A 21,002-nucleotide genomic window follows, 5' to 3' on the forward strand; every position below is an offset into this window, starting at 1 on the left:
CGAGGCCGTGCCCCGCACCCGGCGTACCCCGACGGCCGGACGTCGACCCAGGAGGAACCCATGCGCCCCACCGGACCGCTCCGGCTCGCCGCCGGCCTGCTCGCCGGGGCGCTGGGCCTAGCCGGCCACGGGCCGGCCGCCGCGAGCGGCACCGACCAGACGCCGGTCGGCGACGTCCGGAACGCCGTCTTCGTGGGCAACAACTGGGAGGGCACGGTCGACGTCCTCGCGCCCGGCTCCCTGAAGCGGCTCGGCCGGATCAACATGATCCCCGACCAGGAGCAGCGGATGGCCGAGATCGCGGCCAACCCGGAGCGGCTCGCCTACTACCTCGCGATCCGCGAGGCCATCGGCGAGGGCAACGACCAGCTCGTCGACGACATGTTCACCTCCAACGACGGCCGGCTGCTGATCGCCTCGCGGCCGTCGTACGCCGACGTCGTGGCGATCAGCCTCGAGACCGGCGAGGTCGTGTGGCGGTTCCCGGTGGCCGGGCAGCGCTCGGACCACATGGCGATCTCGCCCGACGGCGCGAAGGTCGTGGTCAGCGCCTCGACGGCCAACCTCGTCCACGTGCTGCGGGTCCGCGACGGCGAGGAGCTCGGCAGCTTCCCCTCAGGAGGCTCGCCCCACGAGAACACCTTCATCGACGGCGGGCGCAAGATCATCCACGCCAGCATCGGCTACGTGTACACGCCCACCGACCAGGACCGGATGGACCCCGCCAAGGGTGAGCGGGTGCTCCAGGTCGTCGACGCCGACACCTACGAGGTGCTGCGCCGCTACGACCTGCGCAAGGCGCTCGACGAGCGCGGGCTCGAGGGCAAGAGCACCGCGGTCCGGCCGATGACGCTCGGCCCCGACGAGTCCTACGTCTACTTCCAGGTGTCGTTCTTCCACGGCTTCCTGGAGATGGACCTGGCCACCGGCGAGATCGGCCGCGTCAAGAAGCTGCCCAACCTCGTCCCGGACACGCCGCGCGAGCAGTACCTCCTCGACTCGGCCCACCACGGCATCGCGATGAACAAGCGCGGCAACAAGATCTGCGTCGCCGGCACCATGTCCGACTACGCCACCGTGGTCGACCGCCGCAGCCTGGAGCACGGGCCGCTGCTGAAGGAGCCCGACGGCAAGCCCTACTGGGTGACCCGGTCCCGCACCGGTCGGCACTGCTACATCTCCTGGAGCGGCACCGACAAGATCGCGAAGATCTCCTACCGGACCGGCCGGATCGTCGACGAGCGGGCGGTCGGCGACCACCCGCAGCGGATCCGCAACGGCTTCGTCGCCCGCGACCTCGTCGCCGGCCTCCCCGCCCCGGGGGACCTCCCGGAGTACGAGCCGATGCCGCCCACGCTGTCGTGACCCCGTCCTGACCCAACCGGGTCCGACGCGTCCGGAGGGCGTCGGACGACGGGGTGAGGCGGCCGGTCATCGCTAGGATCACAGAGCCCGGCCGGCCGCTGCCCCTGAGGTGACTGTGACCTTCGACGTCCACCAGCTCGACAGCTTCGTGCTGATGGGGTCGGTGGTGACCTTGCTGGCCATCCTCGCGGTGCGGGTCTCGAGCCGCGCCGGCCTCCCCAGCCTGCTGTTCTACCTCATGATGGGCGTGGCGCTCGGCGAGGCCGGGGTCGGCATCGGCTTCGAGGACGCCCAGCTCGCCCACGCGCTGGGGTTCGGCGCGCTGGCGGTGATCCTCGCCGAGGGCGGTCTCACCACCAACTGGGGCGAGGTCCGCTCGTCGATGCGGCTCGGCGCCTCGCTCGCCACCATCGGCGTCGCCGTCTCGATCACGGTCGTCGCCCTCGGCGGCCACTACCTGCTCGGCCTGCCCTGGGAGCTCGCGGTGCTGCTGGGGGCGGTCTGCTCGCCGACCGATGCCGCGGCAGTGTTCTCGGTGCTGCGCGTCGTACCGCTGCCCAAGCGGCTGACCGGCACGCTCGAGGCGGAGTCCGGCCTCAACGACGCGCCCACCGTCGTTCTGGTCACGCTGATCTCCACGGGTGCGGTCAGCGAGTTCGGCGTGCTGCAGACCGCCGGCATCGTCGTCCTCGAGCTCGTCGTCGGCGTCGCCTTCGGGCTCGGCTGCGGCTTCGGCGGCGCCTGGGTGATGCGCCGGGCGGCGCTGCCGTCCTCGGGCCTCTACCCGCTGGCCGTGCTCACCATCGCCTTCCTCGCGTACGGCGCCTCGAACGCCGCGCACGGCTCGGGCTTCGCCGCGGTCTACGTGGCTGCGCTGGTGCTCGGCAACAGCGAGCTGCCGCACCGCGCCGCCACCCGGTCGTTCGCCGAGGGAGTCGCCTGGCTGGCGCAGATCGGGCTGTTCGTGATGCTGGGGCTGCTGCTCTCGCCCGGCCGGATCGACCTGAACACCGTGGGCCTCGCGGTCGGCGCCGGCCTCATCCTGACCTTCGTGGCGCGTCCGCTGTCGGTCGTGGTGAGCGCCGTGGTCAAGCCGATGCCGGTGCGCGAGCTCGCCTTCGTGTCGTGGGCGGGGCTGCGCGGCGCCGTGCCGATCGTCCTCACCACCATCCCTCTCGCGGAGGGCGTCGCAGCGTCGGACCAGCTCTTCGACCTGGTCTTCGTCATGGTGGTCATCTACACGGTGCTCACCGGGCCGACCCTGCCGGCGGTCGCCCGCCGGCTGCGGGTCGCCCGGCGGTCGGAGCCGCGGGGGCTGGACGTCGAGGCGGCGCCGCTCGAGCGGATCGCGGCCGACCTGCTGCAGATCACGATCAGCCCCGTCTCGAAGATGCACGGGGTCGAGGTGGGGGAGCTGCGGCTCCCGGTCGGCGCCTCGGTCTCGCTGGTCATCCGCGACGGCCAGATCATCGTTCCGGAGCCGCGCACCACCCTGCGCCACGGCGACGACCTGCTCGTGGTGACGCCGCGCCGGATCCGCGAGGAGACCGAGCAGCGGCTGCGGCAGGTCTCCAACGGCGGTCGGCTGGGCCGCTGGCTCGGCGGCCCAGCCGAGCGCTGAACGCCCCGGCTGCGTGGACGGCGGTCAGTCGACCTGGGGCGAGCAGACCTCGGTGTCCTCGGTCGCCTTGACCGCGCGTCGGCCCTTCACCAGGTCCTTGAAGCCGTCGCCGACGAGCACGGTGACCCCGACGCCGAGGCCCTCCCGCTCCTCGATGACGGTCCGCTTCTTGCCGAGCCGGCTCTGGACGAGCTTGACGGCCGGGTTGCCGGGGTCCTCGGTCCAGATCGTGGCCATCTTCACGTCGGCGCTGCGGGGCGCGTTGCCCGTGTCGCCCTCGCCGAAGCCGGCGTCGGTGAACAGGGTCATCGTCCGCGAGGCCAGGCCGTTGCGGTCGCTGGCGTTGTAGACGCTGACGGTGACCTGGTCGGCGAAGACCTTCTCGCCCTGCGCGATCGGCCGGTCGACGCAGGCCGGCAGCTCGGTGCGGCCGGGGAACGGCTCGGTCGCGGCGGTCCAGCCCCAGATCGCGGCGGCGACCAGCACGAGCCCGAGGCCGGCGAGGACCATCGTGGACTTGGCGGCCTGCTGCATCAGCCCGCCACCGGGTGCACCCGCGCGTGCAGGACGTTGCGCTGCTGCAGCGCGGCCCGGAGCGCGCGGTGCAGACCGTCCTCGAGGTAGTACTCGCCGCGCCACTCGACGACGTGGGCGAACAGGTCGCCGTAGAAGGTGGAGTCCTCGTCGAGGAGCGTGGCGAGCTGCAGCGTGTCCTTGGTCGTGACCAGCTCGTCGAGCCGCACCTGGCGGGGCGGCACGGCCGCCCACGCCGAGGAGGTGAGGCCGTGGTCGGGGTAGGGACGCCCCTCACCGACACGCTTGAAGATCACGTGCCGACTATAACGACGGGCCCCGAAGGCCCGACCGGGACGCAGGCCGGGGGGCTGGGCGGGGGTCCCGGCGTCAGAGCGACGGCTCCTGCCAGGCCAGCTGCACGACCTCCGTGCCACGGTCCCGGGTGACCAGCCGGCCGCGGCCCGGTGGCGCCGGTGCCGGGCGCAGGCCGCCCAGCAGGGGCCCCTCGTCCGGGCTGCCCGAGAGCAGCAGGCCGGGAGCGGCGAGGTCGCGCAGCGACTGGAGCACCGGCTCGTAGAGCGCGCGCGACGCGCCACCGGACCGGCGGGCCACCACGAGGTGCAGGCCGACGTCGCGGGCCTGGGCCAGCAGCGGCTGCAGCGGCGCCACGGGGGAGCCCTGCTGCCCCTGTTGATTGGCGACCAGGTCGTAGTCGTCGACGAGCACGAACACCTCAGCGCCCTGCCACCACGAGCGGTCGCGCAGCTGCTCGGGCGTCACGTCCGGGCCCGGGAGCCGGCCCTTCAGGTACGACGCCAGGTCCGCGAGCACCGGCTCGGCCTGTGCGGCGGAGGTCAGGTAGTGGAGCAGGTGGTCGTCGGGGACCTCGCCCAGCAGCGAGCGCCGGTAGTCGACCACGACCAGCTGGGCCTCCGCCGGCGTGCGGGTCCGCATCACCTCGTGGGCGTAGCCGCGCAGCAGCGAGCTCTTGCCCGACTGGCCGTCGCCGAGGACGAGCAGGTGCGGCTCGGCGTCCACGTCGAGGCCGACGGGGGCGAGCTCGCGCTCCTCCACGCCGAGCAGCAGCCGGCGCACGTCGCTGCTCCTGCGGCCGGCGAGCCCGCGGACCTGCGCCAGGTCGATGCGCTCGGGCAGCAGCCGGAGCTTCGGGCCGGTCGGTCCGGTCCAGGCGTCGGCCACCCGGGCCACGAGGTCGTCGACCCCGTCGCCGAGGGTCGTGGCGTCGGCGACGCCGTCGAGCCGGGGCAGCGCACCGAGGAAGTGGTGGCGGGTGGCGGTCAGGCCGCGGCCCGGCCGGCCGGCGGGGACGAGGGCGGAGACCCGGCGGTCGATCTCGGAGTCCATCGGGTCGCCGAGCCGCAGCTCGAGCCGGGTCCCGAAGAGGTCGCGCATCGCGGCCCGGAAGTCCGCCCAGCGGGAGGCGCCGGCGAGGACGTGCACCCCGAAGGTGAGGGCGCGCGCGGCGAGCTGCTGCAGAGTCGCCTCGAGCTCGTCGAAGTCGGCCCGCAGCGTTGACCAGCCGTCGACGACGAGGAAGACGTCGCCGAAGCCGTCGTCGGCCTCCCCCCGCGCCCGGCGTGCGCGGTAGGTGTCCACGGAGTCGATGGCCTGCTCGCGGAAGTACGCCTCGCGCCGGTCGACGACCCCCTCGACCTCGGCGACGATGCGGCGTACGACGTCGGGCTCGGCGCGGGTGCCGACGCCGGCGACGTGGGGGAGCCGGGCCAGCGGGGCGAAGCTGCCGCCGCCGAAGTCGAGGACGAACACCTGGGTCTCGACGGGGGACGTGGTGAGCGCGAGCCCCGTGACGAGGGTGCGCAGCAGCGTGCTCTTGCCGCTGCGCGGGCCGCCCACGACGGCGACGTGGCCGCCGGCGCCGGCGAGGTCGACGGTGAGGGTGTCGCGGCGCTGCTCGCGGGGCCGGTCGACGGTGCCGACCGGGACCACCCGGCCGCCCGCGGCCCGCCAGCGCGGGGAGACCAGGCCCAGCTCGGGGTCCGTCACCAGGTCGCCCATCAGCCCGTCGAGCGTGTCGGGGTGGTCCAGCGGCGGCAGCCAGACCCGGTGGGCCTCCGGGCCGTGCCCGGCCATCCGGCGCACCGCGACGTCCAGCAGCGACTCCTGGCTCGCCTCCCCGTCGCCACCCGTGGGTCCGACGGTTGCGACTGGCTCGGCCGGCTCCTCGACCGGCTCGAGCGAGTGCACCTCGGCCACGGTGAACGGCAGGATCCCCTGCACGTGGCCGCTCTCGTCGCGGCGTACCGGCGCGTGGGCGCGCGGCGGCCCGGACACGTACGCCGCCTTGAGCCGGACCAGCGTCGACGGCTCGGGCCGCAGGTAGCCCAGGCCGGGGACGGACGGCAGCTCGTAGGCGTCGGGGACTCCGAGCACGGACCGCGACTCCCCGGCGCTGAAGGTGCGCAGGCCGATCCGGTAGGACAGGTGCGACTCGAGGCCGCGCAGCCGGCCCTCCTCGAGCCGCTGCGACGCGAGCAGCAGGTGCAGGCCGAGGGAGCGGCCGAGCCGGCCGATCGCCACGAACAGGTCGATGAACTCGGGCTTGGCCGACAGCAGCTCGGAGAACTCGTCGACCACGATGAACAGCGACGGCAGCGGCGGCAGGTCCTCGCCGGAGGCCCGCAGCCGGTCGTAGTCGCGCACCGACGCGAGGTTGCCGGCGGCGCGGAGCTGCTCCTGGCGGCGGACCATCTCGCCGGACAGGGCGTCCTGCATCCGGTCGACGAGGATCAGCTCCTGGGCCAGGTTGGTGATGACGGCCGACACGTGCGGCATCTCCGACATCCCGGCGAAGGTGGCGCCGCCCTTGAAGTCGACGAGCACCATGTTGAGCTGCTCGGGGGAGTGGGTCATCGCGAGGCCGAGGACGAGGGTGCGCAGCAGCTCGGACTTGCCGGAGCCGGTGGCGCCGACGACGAGGCCGTGCGGGCCCATGCCCTGCTGCGCCGACTCCTTGAGGTCGAGGTGGACCGGGCTGCCACCCTCGCCGACCCCGATCGGGACCCGGAGCCGGTCACGCGCCGGCCGTGGCCGCCACGCGGCGCGCGGCTCGAACGCGTGCACGTCGCCGAGGCCGAGCAGCTCCGTGAAGTCGCGGTCCGGCTCGCCGGCCTCGCCCGGGGCCCGGTCGCCGGCCGCGGCGACCACGCCGTGCAGCGGGGCCAGCCGGCGGGCGAAGGCCTCCGCGGTCGCGAGGTCGCACTGGTCGGCCATCGCGCGGACGGGCTCCTCGCGCAGCCGCAGCGCCAGCACCGGCTGCCGGCCGTCGCGGGCGGGGCCGCTCATCAGCTCGAGGCGCAGCCGGGTGGGGTCGGCCAGCTCGTCCCAGCGGCTCGGCAGGTCCAGCACCGTCACCCCGTGCAGGCCGTCCTCGGGCACCAGGTGGTTGCCCGGCGGCAGCGGGACGCCGTCGGTCACGAGCAGCACGTGCGGCGTCTCCGGCCGGTCGTCGGCCCCGAAGCGCGGCCGCTCGGAGAGGTCCGCCGGCAGCATCGCGGCGAGGTCGGCCAGCGACGTGGTCACCATCCGGAGCGGGCCGACCGCGTCGGACAGCCGGGTGCTGTGGGCGTGCGGCAGCCACTTCAGCCAGTCCCAGTGGTGGAGGTTCTCCTGGGAGGCCAGCACTGCGACGACGACCTGGTCGGGACCGTGGAAGGCGGTCGCCGAGCAGAGGAGCGCCCGGGCCAGCGCCCGCGCGGAGGAGTCGGGGCCGCACAGCTCGACCCGGTCGAAGGCGTGGAGGGCGATGGTCGCGGGCAGGTCGGGCTGCACCCGGTGGACCACCAGCAGCCGGTGCAGCGCGGACGCCGCCGCCGGGTCGACCTGGTCGATGGGGGCGCTCTCCGGCGGCACGAGCTCCAGCGACAGCGGCTGCGCGCACACGCCGTACCGGGCGTGGAGGAACAGCGGGTCGCCCTGGCTGCGCTCCCACAGGCGGGAGCGCTCCTCCGCGAGCGCCGGCAGTGCGGTCGGCTCGGGGTGGCGCCAGGTCAGCGCGCGGCGCTGCTGGTCGGCGGCCTCGCGCGCGACCTGCCGGACGTTGGCGAGGTAGCGGAGGTACTCCGTGCGGGAGCCGGTGACCTGCTGGTGCCGCTGCTTGCGCTGCCGGTCGAGCTGCACGGCGATGAAGCCCAGCGTTGCGAAGAGGAACATGCCGGCCGCGAGGAAGCCGCGGCCACCCATGGACTGGCCCATCGACGCGATGACCACGATCGAGCCGATGCTGCCGAGCATCGGGATGGCGTTCATCAGGACGCCGGACGCGCCCTCGCTGCGGTCGATCTCGGGCGGCGGCTGGAGGACGATCTGGCCGTCCGGGAGCTCCGGCTCCTCGAGCCGGGCACCGCGCAGCGTCGTGGTCACCTGAGCCGTCCCCCTGTCGTGCCTGCCGGTGCTCCGGCGCGTCGATGATAGGTGCGGCCTTCCGGGGGTCGCCAGCCCCGTCCGCGGGGGGCCAGGCGCGGGCGAGGGCGCGCGGGACGCGGCTTCACCAAGGGATGTCGATCGGCCCGCACCTCCCCTGGTGCACATCACCGGGGAAGTGACGGTTGGCCCACATACCGTGGTGAAGCCGCGGCCCGGGAGCACGCGAGAGCCCGAGCAGACGCACCGGACGCGTCACCGCCGGGAGTAGCCTGCTGCCCGCCGGGAAACCGGCCGAGCACGAGCACCAGGGGGATGTTGTGGGACCAGAAGCCGGGCAACCCGGCGGCCTCGCCGTCAGCGTCCACGGTCCCGCGGGCGTCCTCGACCTCGTCGTCCCACCGGCCGCGACACTCGCCGACGTCGCCCACGAGTACGCCGCCCACACGGGCCTGGGGTCGCCCCCGACGCTGTACGGCGCGGGCGGTTCGCGGCTGCCGGCCGACGCGCCGCTGGCCGCCGCGGGGGTCGGGCCCGGCGCGCTCCTCGTGGCCCTCGACGTCGTCGGGGACCGGCGCCCGGAGCCTCCCGACGGACCGGCCACCGAAGCCGCGGCCGACCCGGGCGCCGGACGGTCCGGGTGGCCGCACGCCTGGGCGGCCGGGTGGGGATCCGCGGCCTGTGCGCTCCTTGCGGGGTGGCTGGCTGCGGTCGCCGGGCCGGGCGCCGTGCGGACGACGGTCCTCGTCCTGCTGGTGGCGACAGCCGTCCTCGGCGTGCTGCCGGGTCTGCGCGCGGCGTCCGTGCGGGCCGCAACCGCCCCGGCGTTCGGGGGTGCCGCCGCGTTCGTCGTCGCCTTCGACCCAGCCCTGCAGCCGGTCTCGGCCCAGCTGCCGCTGGCGGTCGGCTCGGCCGCACTCGGGGCCGCGGCAACGGCGGCGCTGGCCCGGTCCCTCGTCGCGGAGGCCGAGGAGGCGCTGCGGGTGTGGCTCGCCGCCGGGGTGGCCGTGTTCGTGGTGCCGCTGCTGGCGTCGTACCTCGGCCTGACGCCGCAGGTGGCGTGGGCGGTGCTGCTGATCGCGGCGGTGCTGGCCGCCCGGATCGTGCCCGGGCTCGCCGTCGACGTCCCGGACCACCTGCTGCTCGACCTCGACCGGCTCGCGGTCTCCGCGTGGTCCGCCCGCGAGCAGCCACGCAGCCGGCGCGGCCGCCTCGTCGCGTCGCTGCCGGAGGTCGAGGCCGTCGTCACCCGCGGCGCCCGGCTGGTGGCCGCGGCGACCGCTGCCGTGGCCGTCGTCGCGGCCGGCTCCTCCGTCCTGCTGCTCCACGCCGTCGAGTCGGACGTCGACCGGCGCGGCGCGCTGGCGCTGGTCGGCTTCGCCGGTGCCGCGCTGGTGCTCGCGGGCCGCAGCCACAGGCACCCCGCCGCGCGGGCTCTGCTGCGCACGGGTGGTCTGGCGTGCCTGGCCCTGCTCGCCGGCACCGCGCTGTGGACGCAGGCCCCGTCGCCCGCCGGTCTCGCCGTCATGGCGCCGCTCGTCGCCGTACCCGTCCTCGTGGCGGCGGTCGCGACCGGCCGCGGGTGGCGGTCGGCCTGGTGGGCCCGCCGCGCCGAGGTGGCCGAGGCGCTCTGTGGCGCCGCCGCCGTCGCGTCGCTCGTCGTCGCGACGGGGCTCTTCCGCGTGGTCTGGCAGGCGGCGTCCCGGATCGGCTGAGCCGCCGCAGCGTCGCCCGTGGATGCCGAGGTGTCGCATTCCGCCGTCGTGGGTAGCGTTCCGGCGACGAGTCTCGGGAGGTTCGATGAAGAAGGCCGCGGGGGTGGCCCCCGTCCTGGTGTCCATTCTGCTGCTTGCCGCCTGCGGTGGCGGGGGGTCTGAGGCAGCCGGTCCGGAGCCGACGGACACCGGCGCCTCCAGCTCTTCCGAGTCTTCCGGCTCGCCGACACCGACCGTGGCGCCTGCGACTGGCCGGGAGGTGCAGGTCGACGAGCTGGCCGTGCGCTTCCCCGAGGACTACGACGACATCAGTCGGCAGGGCACGTTCGGGTGGATGGGGTTCGGGGAGATGGGCGACTCGCTGTCGGTCGCCGAGATCGAGGCCGGGCCCCAGTCCGATGAGGAGCTCGAGCGGAGTGGGCGGCGCCTCGGTCTGTGGCGCGACAACACGCCCGAGCGGGGTGAGGACGTGGAGATCGCGGGTGTCTCCATGATCCACCTGTACGGGAGAGGCGGCCCCGGGCAGCACGCCGACCTCTACGCAGCCCACGTCGGTGACCACGTGGTTCAACTGCGCTTCAGCCAGAGTGGCCGCCCGGCCGAGCGTGAGCGGGTGGTTGCATCGGTGCTGGCCTCCATCGAGTGGCGCGGCTGAGACCCATCCACGAACGCATACCGCCTGTGGATGGCGAGGTGTCGGGTCCCGTCGTCGTGGGTAGCGATCCGGCGACGAGTCCCGGGAGGTTCGATGAAGAAGGCCGCGGGGGTGGCCCCCGTCCTGGTGTCCATCCTGCTGCTTGCCGCCTGCGGTGGCGGGGGGTCTGAGGCAGCCGGCCTGGAGTCGAAGGACACCGGCGCCTCCAGCTCTGCTGAGTCTTCCGGCTCGCCGACACCGACCGTGGCGCCGGCCACTGGCCGGAAGGTGCGGGTCGACGCACTGACCGTGCGGTTCCCCGACAGTTACTTCTACGTCAGGCGGCAGGGCGGGTTCGGCTGGATGGGGCTGGGGCCGGGGGGCGACACGCTGTCAGTGGCGGAGATCGATGCGGGCCTGCAGAAGGACGACGAGACGCTGGAGCGGAGGTCAAGAGACCTCGGCCTGTGGCGCGGGCACACCCCTCAGCGCGGCGACAACGTGGAGGTGGACGGTGTCTCCATGTTGCACCTGCACGGACGTGGGGGGGCCCGGTCAGTATGCGGACCTGTACGCCGCCTACGTCGGTGACTACCTGATCCACCTGCGATTCAGCCAAACCGGTCGTCCCGGGGCGCGTGAGCAAGTGATCTCGTCGGTCCTCGCCACTGTGGAATGGCGTGACTAGGTCCGACCTGCCATGAGTTCCCTGTGGATGCCGAGGTGTCGTTGTGCCTCGGCGGGGGTAGCGTCCCGTCGACGAGTCTCGGGAGGTTCGGTGAAGAAGGTCGCGGGGGTAGTGCCCCTGTTCGTGTCCGTGCTGGCGCTCGCTGGGTGCGGCAGCGGGGGGTCGGAGGCAGCCGTCCCGTCGTCCGAGGACACAGGCGCCTCGAGCTCTGCTGAGCCGTCCGGCGCGCCCACGCCGGCCGCCGCGCCCGCCACCGGACGGGAGGTCCGGCTCGTCGAGCTGGTCGTGCGGTTCCCTGACAGCTACTCGTACGTCCAGCGGCAGAGCACCTTCGGCTGGATCGGGCTGGGGCCATCGGGGGACACGTTGTCCATGGCCGAGATCGATGCCGGGCCTCGGACGGACGACCGCAAGCTGGAGCAGGATGCGCACGACCTGAGCATGTGGCGCGGCGTCACCCCGGAACGCGGCGACGACGTGGAGGTCGACGGTGTCTCCATGATGCACCTGCACGGTACCGGGGGCCCCGCTACTACGGCGACCTCTTCGTTGCCGCTGTCGGCGACCACGTGATCCAGCTGCGCTTCCGCCAGAGCGGTCGTCCGGTCGCTCGTGAGCGATTGATGGCGTCGGTGCTCGCCACGGTCGACTGGCGTGACTGACGGTCCGTCACGTCGTTGGAACTACAGGCCGGCCGGGATCCTCCGGGCGGCCGGAGACGGGGGTTTGGGACTTCGACGACCGGGGTAGGCCGGATACGCCGGCTGGTCCGACGACTGGCCGGGCCGACCTCGCTGAGCAATCGACAAGCAGCGATCTCGTCCGGCGGCTGACGCCATCGGGGGACATCGGGGGAACAAGGAGAAAGCGACATGTCGCACAGTGCGAACGAGATGGGGCAGGGTGCTGGCACCCTCACCCGGGCAGCCGGCCTCGTGGCCGACGCCAAGGCGGACTTCGACCGCCTCAGCAGCAAGCTCGACGGGCAGATCCAGGGGCTGCGCGGCCGGTGGGCCGGCGCGGGCGGTCAGGCGTTCTTCGCCCTGCACCAGGCCTGGACCGAGAAGCAGCGCGTCATCGTGGGCGCGCTCAACGAGTTCGAGGCCGCGCTGACCTCGACCGAGAAGGACAACCTCGCGACCGACGAGGCCCAGTCCGCCCACTACACCCGCACCGCCAGCCGCCTCGGCGGCTGACCCGCCGAGAGAGACGAGGAAGCAGATGAGCCAGATGGGGATGGACGGACTGCGCGTCAACCACGCCGGTCTCGACACCGCTGCCCAGGACCTCCACACGGCGGTCAAGGAGATCGACGACCGGCTGAACCGGCTCGAGAGCGAGCTTGCGCCGCTGCGCAGCGACTGGACGGGTCAGGCCCAGTCGGCCTACCACGCCTCCAAGGCCAAGTGGGACGCCGCGATCGCCGAGATGCGCAACCTGCTCGACCAGACGAGCCAGACCGTCATGCAGTCGAACGCCGAGTACCGCGCCGCAGACCAGCGCGGCGCCGCGTCGTTCGGAGGCTGAGGGCCGACGGTTCGCGGGGTCGGGTCGTCCCGGCCCCGCATCGTCCGCACTCGGTCGTCAGTCACAGGGGGAACAACCAACGATGAACCTCGTCGCCGACCTGATGAGCGCGCTCGAGACGGTACTCGACCCGGGCGCAGTCGAGAAGCTCAAGCGCGATCTGGAGGTCAACGCCGACCTGCTCGACCGTGGGTCCTTCCGTGATCTGCGGGTCACGGAGTCCGTCTTCGGTGGCTCCGAGCCCGGTCGCGACCTGGGCTTCCACCACGCCCGCGCCCACGACGTGGTGGCCGACACAATCACGGGCGTGATCGAGGACATTCGCGGATTCCGCGAGGGTGTGGTCCGAGCGGAGCAGCTCCTCGAAGCAGCTGACACCGGAACAGCCGCCGACCTCGGCCGCGCCACTGCGGCGGTGCATGCCCTCACCGACGTCACCGATCACTTCGTCGGCGACGCTCACAACCGGGCGGCGCGCAACGAGCACCTCGGAGGGGACAGATGACCACCGGACCCCAGGTCGCACGCCTGCGGCAGGCGCTGGCAGGCGCCAGCGTCGAACAGGTGGAGGTGGCGCGGCGCGAGTGGGCCAAGGGCGCGGACGTCCTCGACTCGGTCGTCGAGGCCCTGCGAGACGCGAGGCCGGAGGTTGCGCGGCAGTTCGGCCCCGCCACGCGCGAGGAGGCGGCGAAGGCGTTCGAGCGCATGGCCGAGAAGGTGCAGCTCCGCAAGCAGCAAATGCTGGACGCCGCGGACGCCCTCCAGGTCGCAGGCTTGGCCCTTGGCTCAGCGCAGGCCGTGCACCAGTCGATGGCAGGTGACCTTGCCGAGCCGACGCCGTACCGGGCAGACCCCACGGCCGACGAGGTCGACCAGCTGCGGGCCCATCGCGCCCACCAGGCGCAGGTGGCCTCCTACAACGCCGCCTTCGCCGAGCGCGAGGAGCGGGCGCGTCGGGCCAACGAGAAGCTGGACGCCGCATACGCGGCATCCACCGAGACCATGAAGCGGGTCCACGGCGAGCCGGACCGTCGGGAATCCGGCGCCCCGGTGTCGGGCGGCGGGTCCGCGGGCGGTGCCCGCCCTGCCGGCGGCACCACTGCCGGCTCGGCCGCGCCGGTCACGGCCGGTGGCGGCGCCATCGGTGGCCATCCCGGTCCTGGCTCCGCCGGCCCAGGCTCCAGCGGTGCTGGTGCCGGTGCGTCCGGTGACGCCGTCGGGGCCACCGCCCCGGGCGTCCCGCAGGGCCCCACGGCCGGGTCCGACGTCTCCGATGGCGCCGTCCCGACGCCGGTGAGCGGCGGCGCGGCGCTCGGCGCCGGCACGGCCGGCGGCGTGGTCGGTGCCCTCGGTGGCGGGCTCGTCGGTGGCGCTGCGGCGATCGGCGGTGCGATCCGTGGCGGAGCCGTCAGTGCGGCCACGCCCGTGGCCGCGTCAGCCGGGGCCGGAGGCGGGTCCGGAGCCCAGGGCCGGGCCATCGGTGCCACGAACCGGTCGGGCGCCTCTGCGTCGCTCGGGCGACCGGGCGCCGCCATCGCCTCGACGGGCACGTCCTCCGCCGGTGCATCGACGTCCGGGCGCAGTGCGTCGACCCGGGCTGCCGCAGCCTCGACCGCGGGGAGGTCCGGTCCCGGCGGGACCGGCGGCGGGGCGTCGGGCCGCACGGCCGGCGCAGGCGTCGGCGGCGCCGGCGGTCGTGGGGCTGCCCGCGACGACGACCGGACCCGACGTGCCCGTGCCCTCGACGACGACCCGGACCAGTGGCTCGACGACGAGGACGGCGCCCCCGGGGTGCTGGGCTGAGCGTGGTCGGCGGCCCGCCGACGGCCCCCGGGTCGGGCCGGCGGCGGGCGGTAGCATTCCGGCGGCCCGCAACGGGGATGTGGCAGCCGAGTCCGGGGGAGTGTCGATGAGCGATCCGACGAGCCAGTCGACGACGAGCGTGGCGCCGACCGGCACAGCCGCGGCACGCGCCTCGGGGCTCGTCCGCGTGACAGTCGCCTCCGGGAGTCGCCGGGTCGACCTCGTGCTCCCGGGCGCCGTCCCGGTGGCCGAGCTGCTGCCCGAGCTGGCCCGGACCGTCGGCCTCCTCGATGCCACCACCGTCCACGGCGGCTACCGCGCCGTGACCCAGGACGGCCGCACCCTCGCCGGCGACGCCGGGCTGACCATGCAGGGCGTCGAGGACGGCAGCGTCCTCACCGTCGCCGCCGGGGTCGACGACCCCGCGCCCCGGGTCTACGACGACGTGGTCGAGGCGATGACCGACGTGGTCGAGCGCGACCTCCGGCCGTGGCAGCCGGCCACGGGGCGTCGTACCGCCCTCGTGGCGGCCGGCCTGCTGATGGCCCTCGGTGCCGTGGCGCTCCTGGTCGACGGCGGCGTTCTCGCCGGCGCCGCGGCCGCGGTCGTCGCCGTCGTCCTCATCGGCGGCTCGGTGGTGCTGGCGCGCGCCCAGGACGAGCCCCAGGCGGCGCTGGCCGTGGCCTGGATGGCGATCGGGTACGCCGCCGTCGGGGGGCTGGTGCTCGCCGGGGGCGGGTCGGGGCAGCTGTCGCTGGTGGGAGCCGGTCTCGGCGCCGGGTCCGCGGGCCTGCTGGCGCTGCTCGGGCTCGGCGAGGGCCGCACCCTGGTGGTGCCGGCTGTCGTGACCGGCGCCGTGCTCCTGGCGACCGGCCTGGTCGGGCTGGTCGCCCCCTTCGACCCGGCGGTCGTGCTCACCGTGGCGCTGGCCCTGGTGGTGCTCGCCGGCAGCGTCTTTCCCTGGCTCGCGCTGGGGGCCACCCGCACCTCCGTCGACCAGCTCTACTCCCTCGACGACGTCACCGCCGAGCCCTCCGACGTCGACCCGACCCGGGTCGGTGCCGACGCGCGGCTCGCCCACGACATCCTCGTCGCGATCACCGCCACGGTCGGGCTGCTGCTCGTGCTCGTCGCGCCGCTCGCGGTCTCGCTCGGCCTCGCCGGGACCCTGCTCGCGCTCGTGTGCTGCGGGGTGCTGATGCTCCGCACCCGCCAGTACCGCACCGGCCCCACCGTCCTCGTCGGGCTGGTGTCCGGCGTCGCCGGGCTGGTCTCGGTCGCCGTCGCGGCGCTCTGGCTGTACCCCGACTGGCGTCCCGCCGCGGCGGTCGTCCTCGCCGCGGCCGGAGCCCTGCTGCTCGCGGCCACGCTGGTGCCCGGCACCCCGTCCGTCCGACGCGGGCGAGCGGCCGACGTCACCGAGTCCGTGTGCCTGCTGGCGCTGCTGCCGCTGCTGCTGGTCGCCACGGGCGTGTTCGCCGCGATCAGCAGCTGAGGCCGTCGTGGCGACCAAGAAGGACCTCACGGAGGCCTACTCGTTCAGCAGGCGCCGGCTCGTCACCGCCTTCGTGTCGGGGGCTCCCGGTGGCCGCGAGGTCGAGCCGGCGCGCCCCGGCCGCACCGTCGTCGGCGGCCTCGCGCTCTCGGTGCTGCTGCTCGCCGGTGCCGCGGTGGCCGGCGTCTTCAAGCCCTCCGTCGACGAGGACTGGGCCGAGCGGCCCGGCCTGGTGGTCGCCGAGGAGACCGGGGCGGCGTACGTCATCACCGCGGTCGAGGACGGCGAGGAGCCGGTCCTGCGCCCGGTCATCAACATCACCTCCGCGATGCTGATCCTCGGCGCCGACACCGAGCCCACGATCGTGCCGGCCGAGGAGATCAGCGCCGAGCGGCTCGGCGACGACATCGGCATCCTCGGCGCCCCGTCGACCGTGCCGGACCCCGCGCGACTCGTCGACGACGGCTGGACTGCCTGCGTCACCGACGCCGGAGGCCTGCGGGTCGACGTCACCGCGGAGCCGGTCCACGAGCCGGCGCCCGGCGGGGCGATGCTCGTCGAGGTACGCGGGTCCGACGACGACGCGGTGTACGTCGTCGCGGAGAGCGGCGAGGAGGCCGAGCCGCGCGCCTACTCCTACCGCCTCCCCGCCGGGAGCGGCCGCGACAACCTGCTGGCCGCGATCGGGCTCGACGCCGCCGACACGGCAGCTCCGGTCCCCGAGGAGTGGCTGGCGCTCTTCCCGCCCGGCGGCGACCTGACCAGCCAGCCGTTCGAGCTCGACCAGGCGGAGACCCGGCCCGCGTACGCCGACGCGCTGGAGGGCGTGGGCGCCCCCCGGATCGGTGACGTCCTCGAGACCGACGCCGGCGAGCGGCTGCTGCTGGCCGAGGACGGTCCGGTCACACTCACCGACTTCGCCCACGGCGTCTACGCGGGTTCGGCGGACTTCACCACGCACGCGGTGTCGTCCCCGCCGGACGTGCGTCGCGGCGAGCGCACCTACCTCGCGGCGACCTGGCCCCGGGACCGGGTCACGTCGGTCGTCGGCGAGCAGTGCGCCCTGCTGGAGGCCTCGGCGGACCGCCGGCCCGCGGTGCGCGTGGTCACCCGGCCCGCCGACGCACCCGTCCCCAGGTCCGTCCCGCCGGGTGGCCGCGACGTCGTCGTCGACGAGGGGGCCGGTGCCTTCGTGCTGACCGGCGGCTGGGACCCGCTGACCGACGCGACCGCGACCGGCGCCGGCGGCGACCCGCACCTGATCGACGCCAAGGGCACGCGCTACCCGATCGCCGGGATGGGTGCCGCGGCGCTGCTGGGCTTCGCCGACCACCCGGCGCCGCACGTGCCGGACTCGTGGCTCGAGCTCTTCCGGCCCGGCGTCACGCTGTCGCAGCAGGCGGCGCTGTGTGCGCCCCGCCTGGACCCGGAGGCGCCGTGCGGCTGAGGCGCCGGTTCCCCGCCGGCCCGGTCCCAGCCACCGTCCCTGCCACCGTCCTGGCCGCGGCGCTGGCCGCGGCCGTCGTGGGCGGGGTGCCCGCCCTGGCCTCCGCGACCACCGAGGTGGAGGGCGTCGACTGCGGCCAGGTCTCGGCCACGAGCGGCCCCTACAACACCGATGCCCCGAGCCTGCCGCTCGCGCTGATGGGCGTCGACGAGGCGCACGCCCTGTTGGCCGACGGGCCGGGGCTGCCGGGCGCCGGACAGAAGGTCGCCGTGGTCGACTCGGGCATCCACTCCGGCAGCGGGCTCCTCGACGTCCAGCAGGGCCTCGGCGCCTCGCAGGGGGACCCGTCGTACTTCCACGGGACCGCGGTCGCCGGGCTGGTGGCCGGCAAGCCCCGCGACGGCCGGGCCACCGGGGTCGCCCCCGGTGCGACCGTGGTCGACGTCCGCGTCTACGGCGACGACCCCGACGGGTCGGTGCCCGGGTCGGCCCCCGAGGTCGACCCGGCGCGGGTGGTCGAGGGGCTGAGGTGGGTCGCCGCCAGGGCCCGGTCCGAGGGGATCGGCGTGGCTATCGTCGCGCTCCGGCTCGACCACTCCCCGGCGCTGCGTGACGCCGTGCGCGCGGTCCAGCGTCAGGACGTCGTGGTCGTCGCGGCCTCCGGCAACCGTCCGCAGTCGGAGGACGACCCGCTGGCCCCGGCGTACGCCGACGGTCCGACACCGGACGAGGACGCCGCGGACGACGTGTTCCCCGCGGGCTACGACGGCGTGGTCGCGGTCAGCGCGACAGCGGCCGGCGACCCGCGGGTCGATGAGGGGGCCGACGCCTCCGGAAGCGTGCTGCTCAGCTCGGCCGTCGACGTGGCCGCCCCGACGTACGGCGCGGTCTCGCTCGGCGTCAACGGCAGCACCTGCGTGCTGCGCGACGTCGCGACCTCGTGGGCCGCAGCCGAGGTGGCCGGCCTGGTGGCGCTGCTGCGGGCCCGGTACGACGACGAGTCGGCCGAGCAGGTGGTCGCCCGGCTGGTGCGGACCGCGAGCGGCTCGCCCGACGACACCAACCTGCTCACCGGCGCCGGGACGGTGCAGCCCGTCGAGGCGCTCACCCGCCCGCTGACACCTGACCGAACCGGCCGGCTGGGGGTGGCCCCGGTCCGGCCGCGCGACATCCCGGCCGCCGAGGCGCCGCCGCGCGTCGTCGACCCGGCCGCGGCCGCCCGCGAGGACGCGCTCTGGTGGGGCCTGCTCGCCGGGGGCGTGCTGCTGCTCGGCCTCGTCGGACGGCCGCTGCTCGAACGGCGCGGCCTGGCGCAGAAATGACTGCGGCTCCCGGACCACAGGTGGTCCGGGAGCCGGTGGCGGAGGATAGGGGATTCGAACCCCTGAGGGCTGTTAACCCAACCCGCTTTCCAAGCGAGCGCCATAGGCCACTAGGCGAATCCTCCGCGGAGGAGCGTACCCGCCGGGCTCGGAGGGCGTGAAATCCCCCTGCCCCTCGCCGCTCCGTACGTCGACTCGTCCGCGGGTGGGGCCGCCCGGGCGTGGCCCGCGTTGGTCCCGCGCGGGGACCTCACCTAGACTCTCGGCCAACCCCCCGCGTGGCGGCACCTCACCCAACTCCCCCAGGGCCGGAAGGCAGCAAGGGTAAGTGGGCTCTGCCGGGTACGCGGGGGGCCTTTTCACGTCCCGACGCCTGAGCCTGCGAAGGCGTCGACCAGGACGGGAGGTCGAGGAGCGCTCGGCGACAGCGCGAGCGCAGCGAGCGGAGTCACGACGCGTCTCGAAACCTGGGTGCTGGACGCAGCCGGCGCAGCCTCCACCGGCTTCCCCGCCCGCCTACCCCCTGTCCGTGCGGGTGGTTAGGGTTCAGGCGTGGAGTCACCCCTCGCGCTGTACCGCCGCTACCGGCCCGAGACGTTCGCCGACGTCATCGGGCAGGACCACGTGACGGCGCCGCTGCGGGCGGCCCTCGCCAACAACCGGGTCAACCACGCCTACCTCTTCTCCGGCCCGCGCGGCTGCGGCAAGACCACGTCCGCCCGGATCCTCGCCCGCGCCCTCAACTGCGAGGCGGCGCCGGTCGCCGACCCGTGCGGCGAGTGCGACAGCTGCCGCGACCTGGCCCGCGGCGGGCCGGGCTCGATCGACGTCATCGAGATCGACGCCGCGTCCCACGGTGGTGTCGACGACGCCCGCGACCTGCGCGAGAAGGCCTTCTTCGCCCCGGTGAAGAGCCGCTACAAGGTCTACATCATCGACGAGGCCCACATGGTCACGACGCAGGGCTTCAACGCCCTGCTCAAGCTCGTCGAGGAGCCGCCGCCCCACCTGCGGTTCATCTTCGCGACCACCGAGCCCGACAAGGTGCTGCCGACGATCCGGTCGCGGACCCACCACTACCCCTTCCGGCTGATCCCGCCGCGGCTGCTGTCCGGGTACCTCGCCGACCTGTGCGAGCGCGAGGGCGTCACGCTGGAGCCCGCCGCGCTGCCGCTCATCGTCCGTGCCGGCGGCGGCTCCGCCCGCGACACCCTCTCGGTGCTCGACCAGCTGCTCGGCGGTGCCGGCGACGACGGTGTCACCCACGCCCTCGCCACCGGCCTGCTCGGCTACACCCCCGACTCGCTCCTCGACGACGTCGTCGACGCCTTCGCCGTCAGCGACGGTGCGGCGGCGTTCGGCGTCGTCGACCGGGTGATCGAGACCGGCCAGGACCCCCGCCGGTTCACCGAGGACCTGCTGCGCCGGCTGCGCGACCTGGTGATCGTCGCCGCCGTGCCCGACGCGCCCGCGACCGGCCTCATCGACGTCTCCCACGAGCAGGGCGAGCGGCTGGTGGCCCAGGCGGCCCGCTTCGGCGCCGCCGAGCTGAGCCGGGCAGCCGACATCGTCGCCAACGGCCTCACCGAGATGCGCGGCGCCACCGCGCCGCGGCTGCTCCTCGAGCTGATCTGCGCGCGCGTGCTGCTGCCGTCCGCGGACCACCCCGCCGACGGCGTGGCGGCCCGTCTCGACCGCCTCGAGAAGCGGGTCTCGATCACCGGCGGCGCCCCCAGCGCGCCGGCGGCCCCAGCCACGCCCGCGCAGGCGGCGCCCACCCCGGCCCACCCGGTGCGGCCGGTCCCGGAGGCCGCCGCCCCGGCGGCCCCGGCCGCCCCCGCCCCGGAGCCCCCCGCGGCTCAGGCTCCCTCGACCGCGCCTGCCGAGCCCGACGCCGCCGGCACCACCGACGCTGGTGGATCGGGCTGGCCCGCGACGCCGGCCCCGGTGACCCCGAGCGCGCCCGAGGCCACCCCCGCTGCCCAGGCCCCGGCGGCCCCGGCCCAGTCGCCCGCACCGGCGCCCGCTCCGGAGCCGGCGCCGCCCGCCGGCGGGCTCACCCTGGTCGAGGTGCGCCGACTGTGGCCGGACGTCGTCGAGGCCACCAAGCTGCGCCGCCGCCTGGCGTGGATGCACCTCACCCAGAACTGCCAGGTGGTCGGCCTCGAGGGCCAGACCCTCGTGCTGGGCTTCAGCAACTCCGGCGCCCGCGACTCGTTCGTCAACGCCGGCTGCGACGAGATCCTGCGTCAGGCCGCGATCGACGTCGTCGGCGTCGACTGGCGCATCGACGCGATCGTCGACCCGGGTGCCTCCCCGGGTGAGACGCCCCCGCCGCCGCGGCCCGCGAGCCCCGAGCCGGCGGCCGCCCCGGCGCCGCCCGCCGACCGGGAGGCCGAGCCGCCTCCGGCTTGGGCGGACGCCCCGGCCGACGACGCTCCGGCCGCCCCGCCGGCCGCGCCGCCCTC

17 protein-coding genes, 1 tRNA gene and 1 other RNA gene are annotated in these 21,002 nt (G+C 74.9%); 15 read left to right on the forward strand and 4 right to left on the reverse strand.

The window, feature by feature from the left end:
• Nucleotides 1-60 precede the first annotated feature (60 nt).
• Both ACFP2E_RS03055 and ACFP2E_RS03060 read left to right on the forward strand, forming a co-directional pair.
• Entirely contained in the window at nucleotides 61-1,365 is a 1,305-nt protein-coding gene (locus ACFP2E_RS03055; protein WP_378522390.1) for a YncE family protein, read from the forward strand.
• 115 nt (nucleotides 1,366-1,480) lie between these two features.
• Nucleotides 1,481-2,986, forward strand: a complete 1,506-nt coding sequence (locus ACFP2E_RS03060) for a potassium/proton antiporter (RefSeq protein ID WP_378522391.1) — start codon at nucleotides 1,481-1,483, stop codon at nucleotides 2,984-2,986.
• Between the two features lie 24 nt (nucleotides 2,987-3,010).
• Here ACFP2E_RS03060 and ACFP2E_RS03065 read toward each other — a convergent pair whose 3' ends face one another.
• The 3 genes from ACFP2E_RS03065 to eccCa all read right to left on the reverse strand — a co-directional run bounded on the left by ACFP2E_RS03065 (nucleotide 3,011) and on the right by eccCa (nucleotide 7,903).
• Nucleotides 3,011-3,520, reverse strand: a complete 510-nt coding sequence (locus ACFP2E_RS03065; RefSeq protein WP_378522392.1) for a LytR C-terminal domain-containing protein — start codon at nucleotides 3,518-3,520, stop codon at nucleotides 3,011-3,013.
• Nucleotides 3,520-3,816 (reverse strand): type II toxin-antitoxin system VapB family antitoxin, encoded by a 297-nt coding sequence (locus tag ACFP2E_RS03070; protein WP_378522393.1) that lies wholly within the window; start codon nucleotides 3,814-3,816, stop codon nucleotides 3,520-3,522. Before ACFP2E_RS03070 ends, ACFP2E_RS03065 begins: the two co-directional genes overlap by 1 nt.
• Before the next feature lie 73 nt (nucleotides 3,817-3,889).
• Nucleotides 3,890-7,903 carry a type VII secretion protein EccCa gene (gene eccCa / locus ACFP2E_RS03075; protein ID WP_378522394.1) on the reverse strand — a complete coding sequence of 1,338 codons (4,014 nt, stop codon included), beginning with the start codon at nucleotides 7,901-7,903 and terminating at the stop codon, nucleotides 3,890-3,892.
• Nucleotides 7,904-8,223: 320 nt separating this feature from the next.
• Between eccCa and ACFP2E_RS03080 the strand changes: the two genes are divergently transcribed.
• From ACFP2E_RS03080 to ACFP2E_RS03130, 11 genes are all read left to right on the forward strand, one after another.
• The gene (locus ACFP2E_RS03080; protein WP_378522395.1) at nucleotides 8,224-9,618 is read left to right on the forward strand and encodes a hypothetical protein; all 1,395 of its coding nucleotides are present in this window, start codon (nucleotides 8,224-8,226) and stop codon (nucleotides 9,616-9,618) included.
• 235 nt (nucleotides 9,619-9,853) lie between these two features.
• The gene (locus ACFP2E_RS03085; protein ID WP_378522396.1) at nucleotides 9,854-10,273 is read left to right on the forward strand and encodes a hypothetical protein; all 420 of its coding nucleotides are present in this window, start codon (nucleotides 9,854-9,856) and stop codon (nucleotides 10,271-10,273) included.
• Between the two features lie 93 nt (nucleotides 10,274-10,366).
• Nucleotides 10,367-10,843, forward strand: coding sequence for a hypothetical protein (locus tag ACFP2E_RS03090; protein ID WP_378522397.1), 477 nt, complete (start codon nucleotides 10,367-10,369; stop codon nucleotides 10,841-10,843).
• A 187-nt stretch (nucleotides 10,844-11,030) separates the two neighbouring features.
• Nucleotides 11,031-11,513, forward strand: a complete 483-nt coding sequence (locus ACFP2E_RS03095) for a hypothetical protein (protein ID WP_378522398.1) — start codon at nucleotides 11,031-11,033, stop codon at nucleotides 11,511-11,513.
• A gap of 299 nt (nucleotides 11,514-11,812) precedes the next feature.
• On the forward strand, nucleotides 11,813-12,136 hold the full coding sequence (locus ACFP2E_RS03100; RefSeq protein WP_378522399.1) for a WXG100 family type VII secretion target: 324 nt from the start codon (nucleotides 11,813-11,815) through the stop codon (nucleotides 12,134-12,136).
• A gap of 25 nt (nucleotides 12,137-12,161) precedes the next feature.
• Nucleotides 12,162-12,467 carry a WXG100 family type VII secretion target gene (locus tag ACFP2E_RS03105; RefSeq protein ID WP_378522400.1) on the forward strand — a complete coding sequence of 102 codons (306 nt, stop codon included), beginning with the start codon at nucleotides 12,162-12,164 and terminating at the stop codon, nucleotides 12,465-12,467.
• Between the two features lie 82 nt (nucleotides 12,468-12,549).
• Nucleotides 12,550-12,972 (forward strand): hypothetical protein, encoded by a 423-nt coding sequence (locus ACFP2E_RS03110; RefSeq protein ID WP_378522401.1) that lies wholly within the window; start codon nucleotides 12,550-12,552, stop codon nucleotides 12,970-12,972.
• A complete protein-coding gene (locus ACFP2E_RS03115) occupies nucleotides 12,969-14,270 on the forward strand; it encodes a hypothetical protein (protein ID WP_378522402.1) in 1,302 nt (433 codons plus the stop codon). Before ACFP2E_RS03110 ends, ACFP2E_RS03115 begins: the two co-directional genes overlap by 4 nt.
• A 106-nt stretch (nucleotides 14,271-14,376) precedes the next feature.
• Nucleotides 14,377-15,765 (forward strand): type VII secretion integral membrane protein EccD, encoded by a 1,389-nt coding sequence (gene eccD, locus ACFP2E_RS03120; protein WP_378522403.1) that lies wholly within the window; start codon nucleotides 14,377-14,379, stop codon nucleotides 15,763-15,765.
• Between the two features lie 7 nt (nucleotides 15,766-15,772).
• Nucleotides 15,773-17,212 (forward strand): type VII secretion protein EccB, encoded by a 1,440-nt coding sequence (locus ACFP2E_RS03125; RefSeq protein ID WP_378522404.1) that lies wholly within the window; start codon nucleotides 15,773-15,775, stop codon nucleotides 17,210-17,212.
• Nucleotides 17,203-18,534, forward strand: a complete 1,332-nt coding sequence (locus ACFP2E_RS03130; protein WP_378522405.1) for a S8 family serine peptidase — start codon at nucleotides 17,203-17,205, stop codon at nucleotides 18,532-18,534. Before ACFP2E_RS03125 ends, ACFP2E_RS03130 begins: the two co-directional genes overlap by 10 nt.
• Before the next feature lie 36 nt (nucleotides 18,535-18,570).
• Here the strand turns inward: ACFP2E_RS03130 and ACFP2E_RS03135 are convergent.
• Nucleotides 18,571-18,659 (reverse strand) — tRNA-Ser (locus ACFP2E_RS03135).
• 143 nt (nucleotides 18,660-18,802) lie between these two features.
• On the opposite strand from ACFP2E_RS03135, the gene ffs reads away from it, so the two are divergent.
• Both ffs and ACFP2E_RS03145 read left to right on the forward strand, forming a co-directional pair.
• Nucleotides 18,803-18,893, forward strand: an RNA gene (gene ffs / locus ACFP2E_RS03140) — signal recognition particle sRNA small type.
• 193 nt (nucleotides 18,894-19,086) lie between these two features.
• Nucleotides 19,087-21,002: DNA polymerase III subunit gamma and tau (locus ACFP2E_RS03145; RefSeq protein WP_378539265.1), on the forward strand; the 1,916-nt coding region annotated here is incomplete at its 3' end.

It is taken from the genome of Nocardioides sp. GCM10027114 (genome assembly GCF_042659625.1).
In the GTDB taxonomy this organism is placed as follows: Bacteria; Actinomycetota; Actinomycetes; order Propionibacteriales; family Nocardioidaceae; genus Nocardioides.

What these genes read in the sequence shown, in the direction of transcription:
- ACFP2E_RS03105 (WP_378522400.1), top strand. Translation starts at nt 12,162, where the DNA reads ATGAGCCAGATGGGGATGGACGGACTGCGCGTCAACCACGCCGGTCTC.
- ACFP2E_RS03090 (WP_378522397.1), top strand. Translation starts at nt 10,367, where the DNA reads ATGAAGAAGGCCGCGGGGGTGGCCCCCGTCCTGGTGTCCATCCTGCTG.
- ACFP2E_RS03065 (WP_378522392.1), bottom strand. Translation starts at nt 3,520, where the DNA reads ATGCAGCAGGCCGCCAAGTCCACGATGGTCCTCGCCGGCCTCGGGCTC.
- ACFP2E_RS03110 (WP_378522401.1), top strand. Translation starts at nt 12,550, where the DNA reads ATGAACCTCGTCGCCGACCTGATGAGCGCGCTCGAGACGGTACTCGAC.
- ACFP2E_RS03100 (WP_378522399.1), top strand. Translation starts at nt 11,813, where the DNA reads ATGTCGCACAGTGCGAACGAGATGGGGCAGGGTGCTGGCACCCTCACC.
- ACFP2E_RS03055 (WP_378522390.1), top strand. Translation starts at nt 61, where the DNA reads ATGCGCCCCACCGGACCGCTCCGGCTCGCCGCCGGCCTGCTCGCCGGG.
- eccD (WP_378522403.1), top strand. Translation starts at nt 14,377, where the DNA reads ATGAGCGATCCGACGAGCCAGTCGACGACGAGCGTGGCGCCGACCGGC.
- ACFP2E_RS03115 (WP_378522402.1), top strand. Translation starts at nt 12,969, where the DNA reads ATGACCACCGGACCCCAGGTCGCACGCCTGCGGCAGGCGCTGGCAGGC.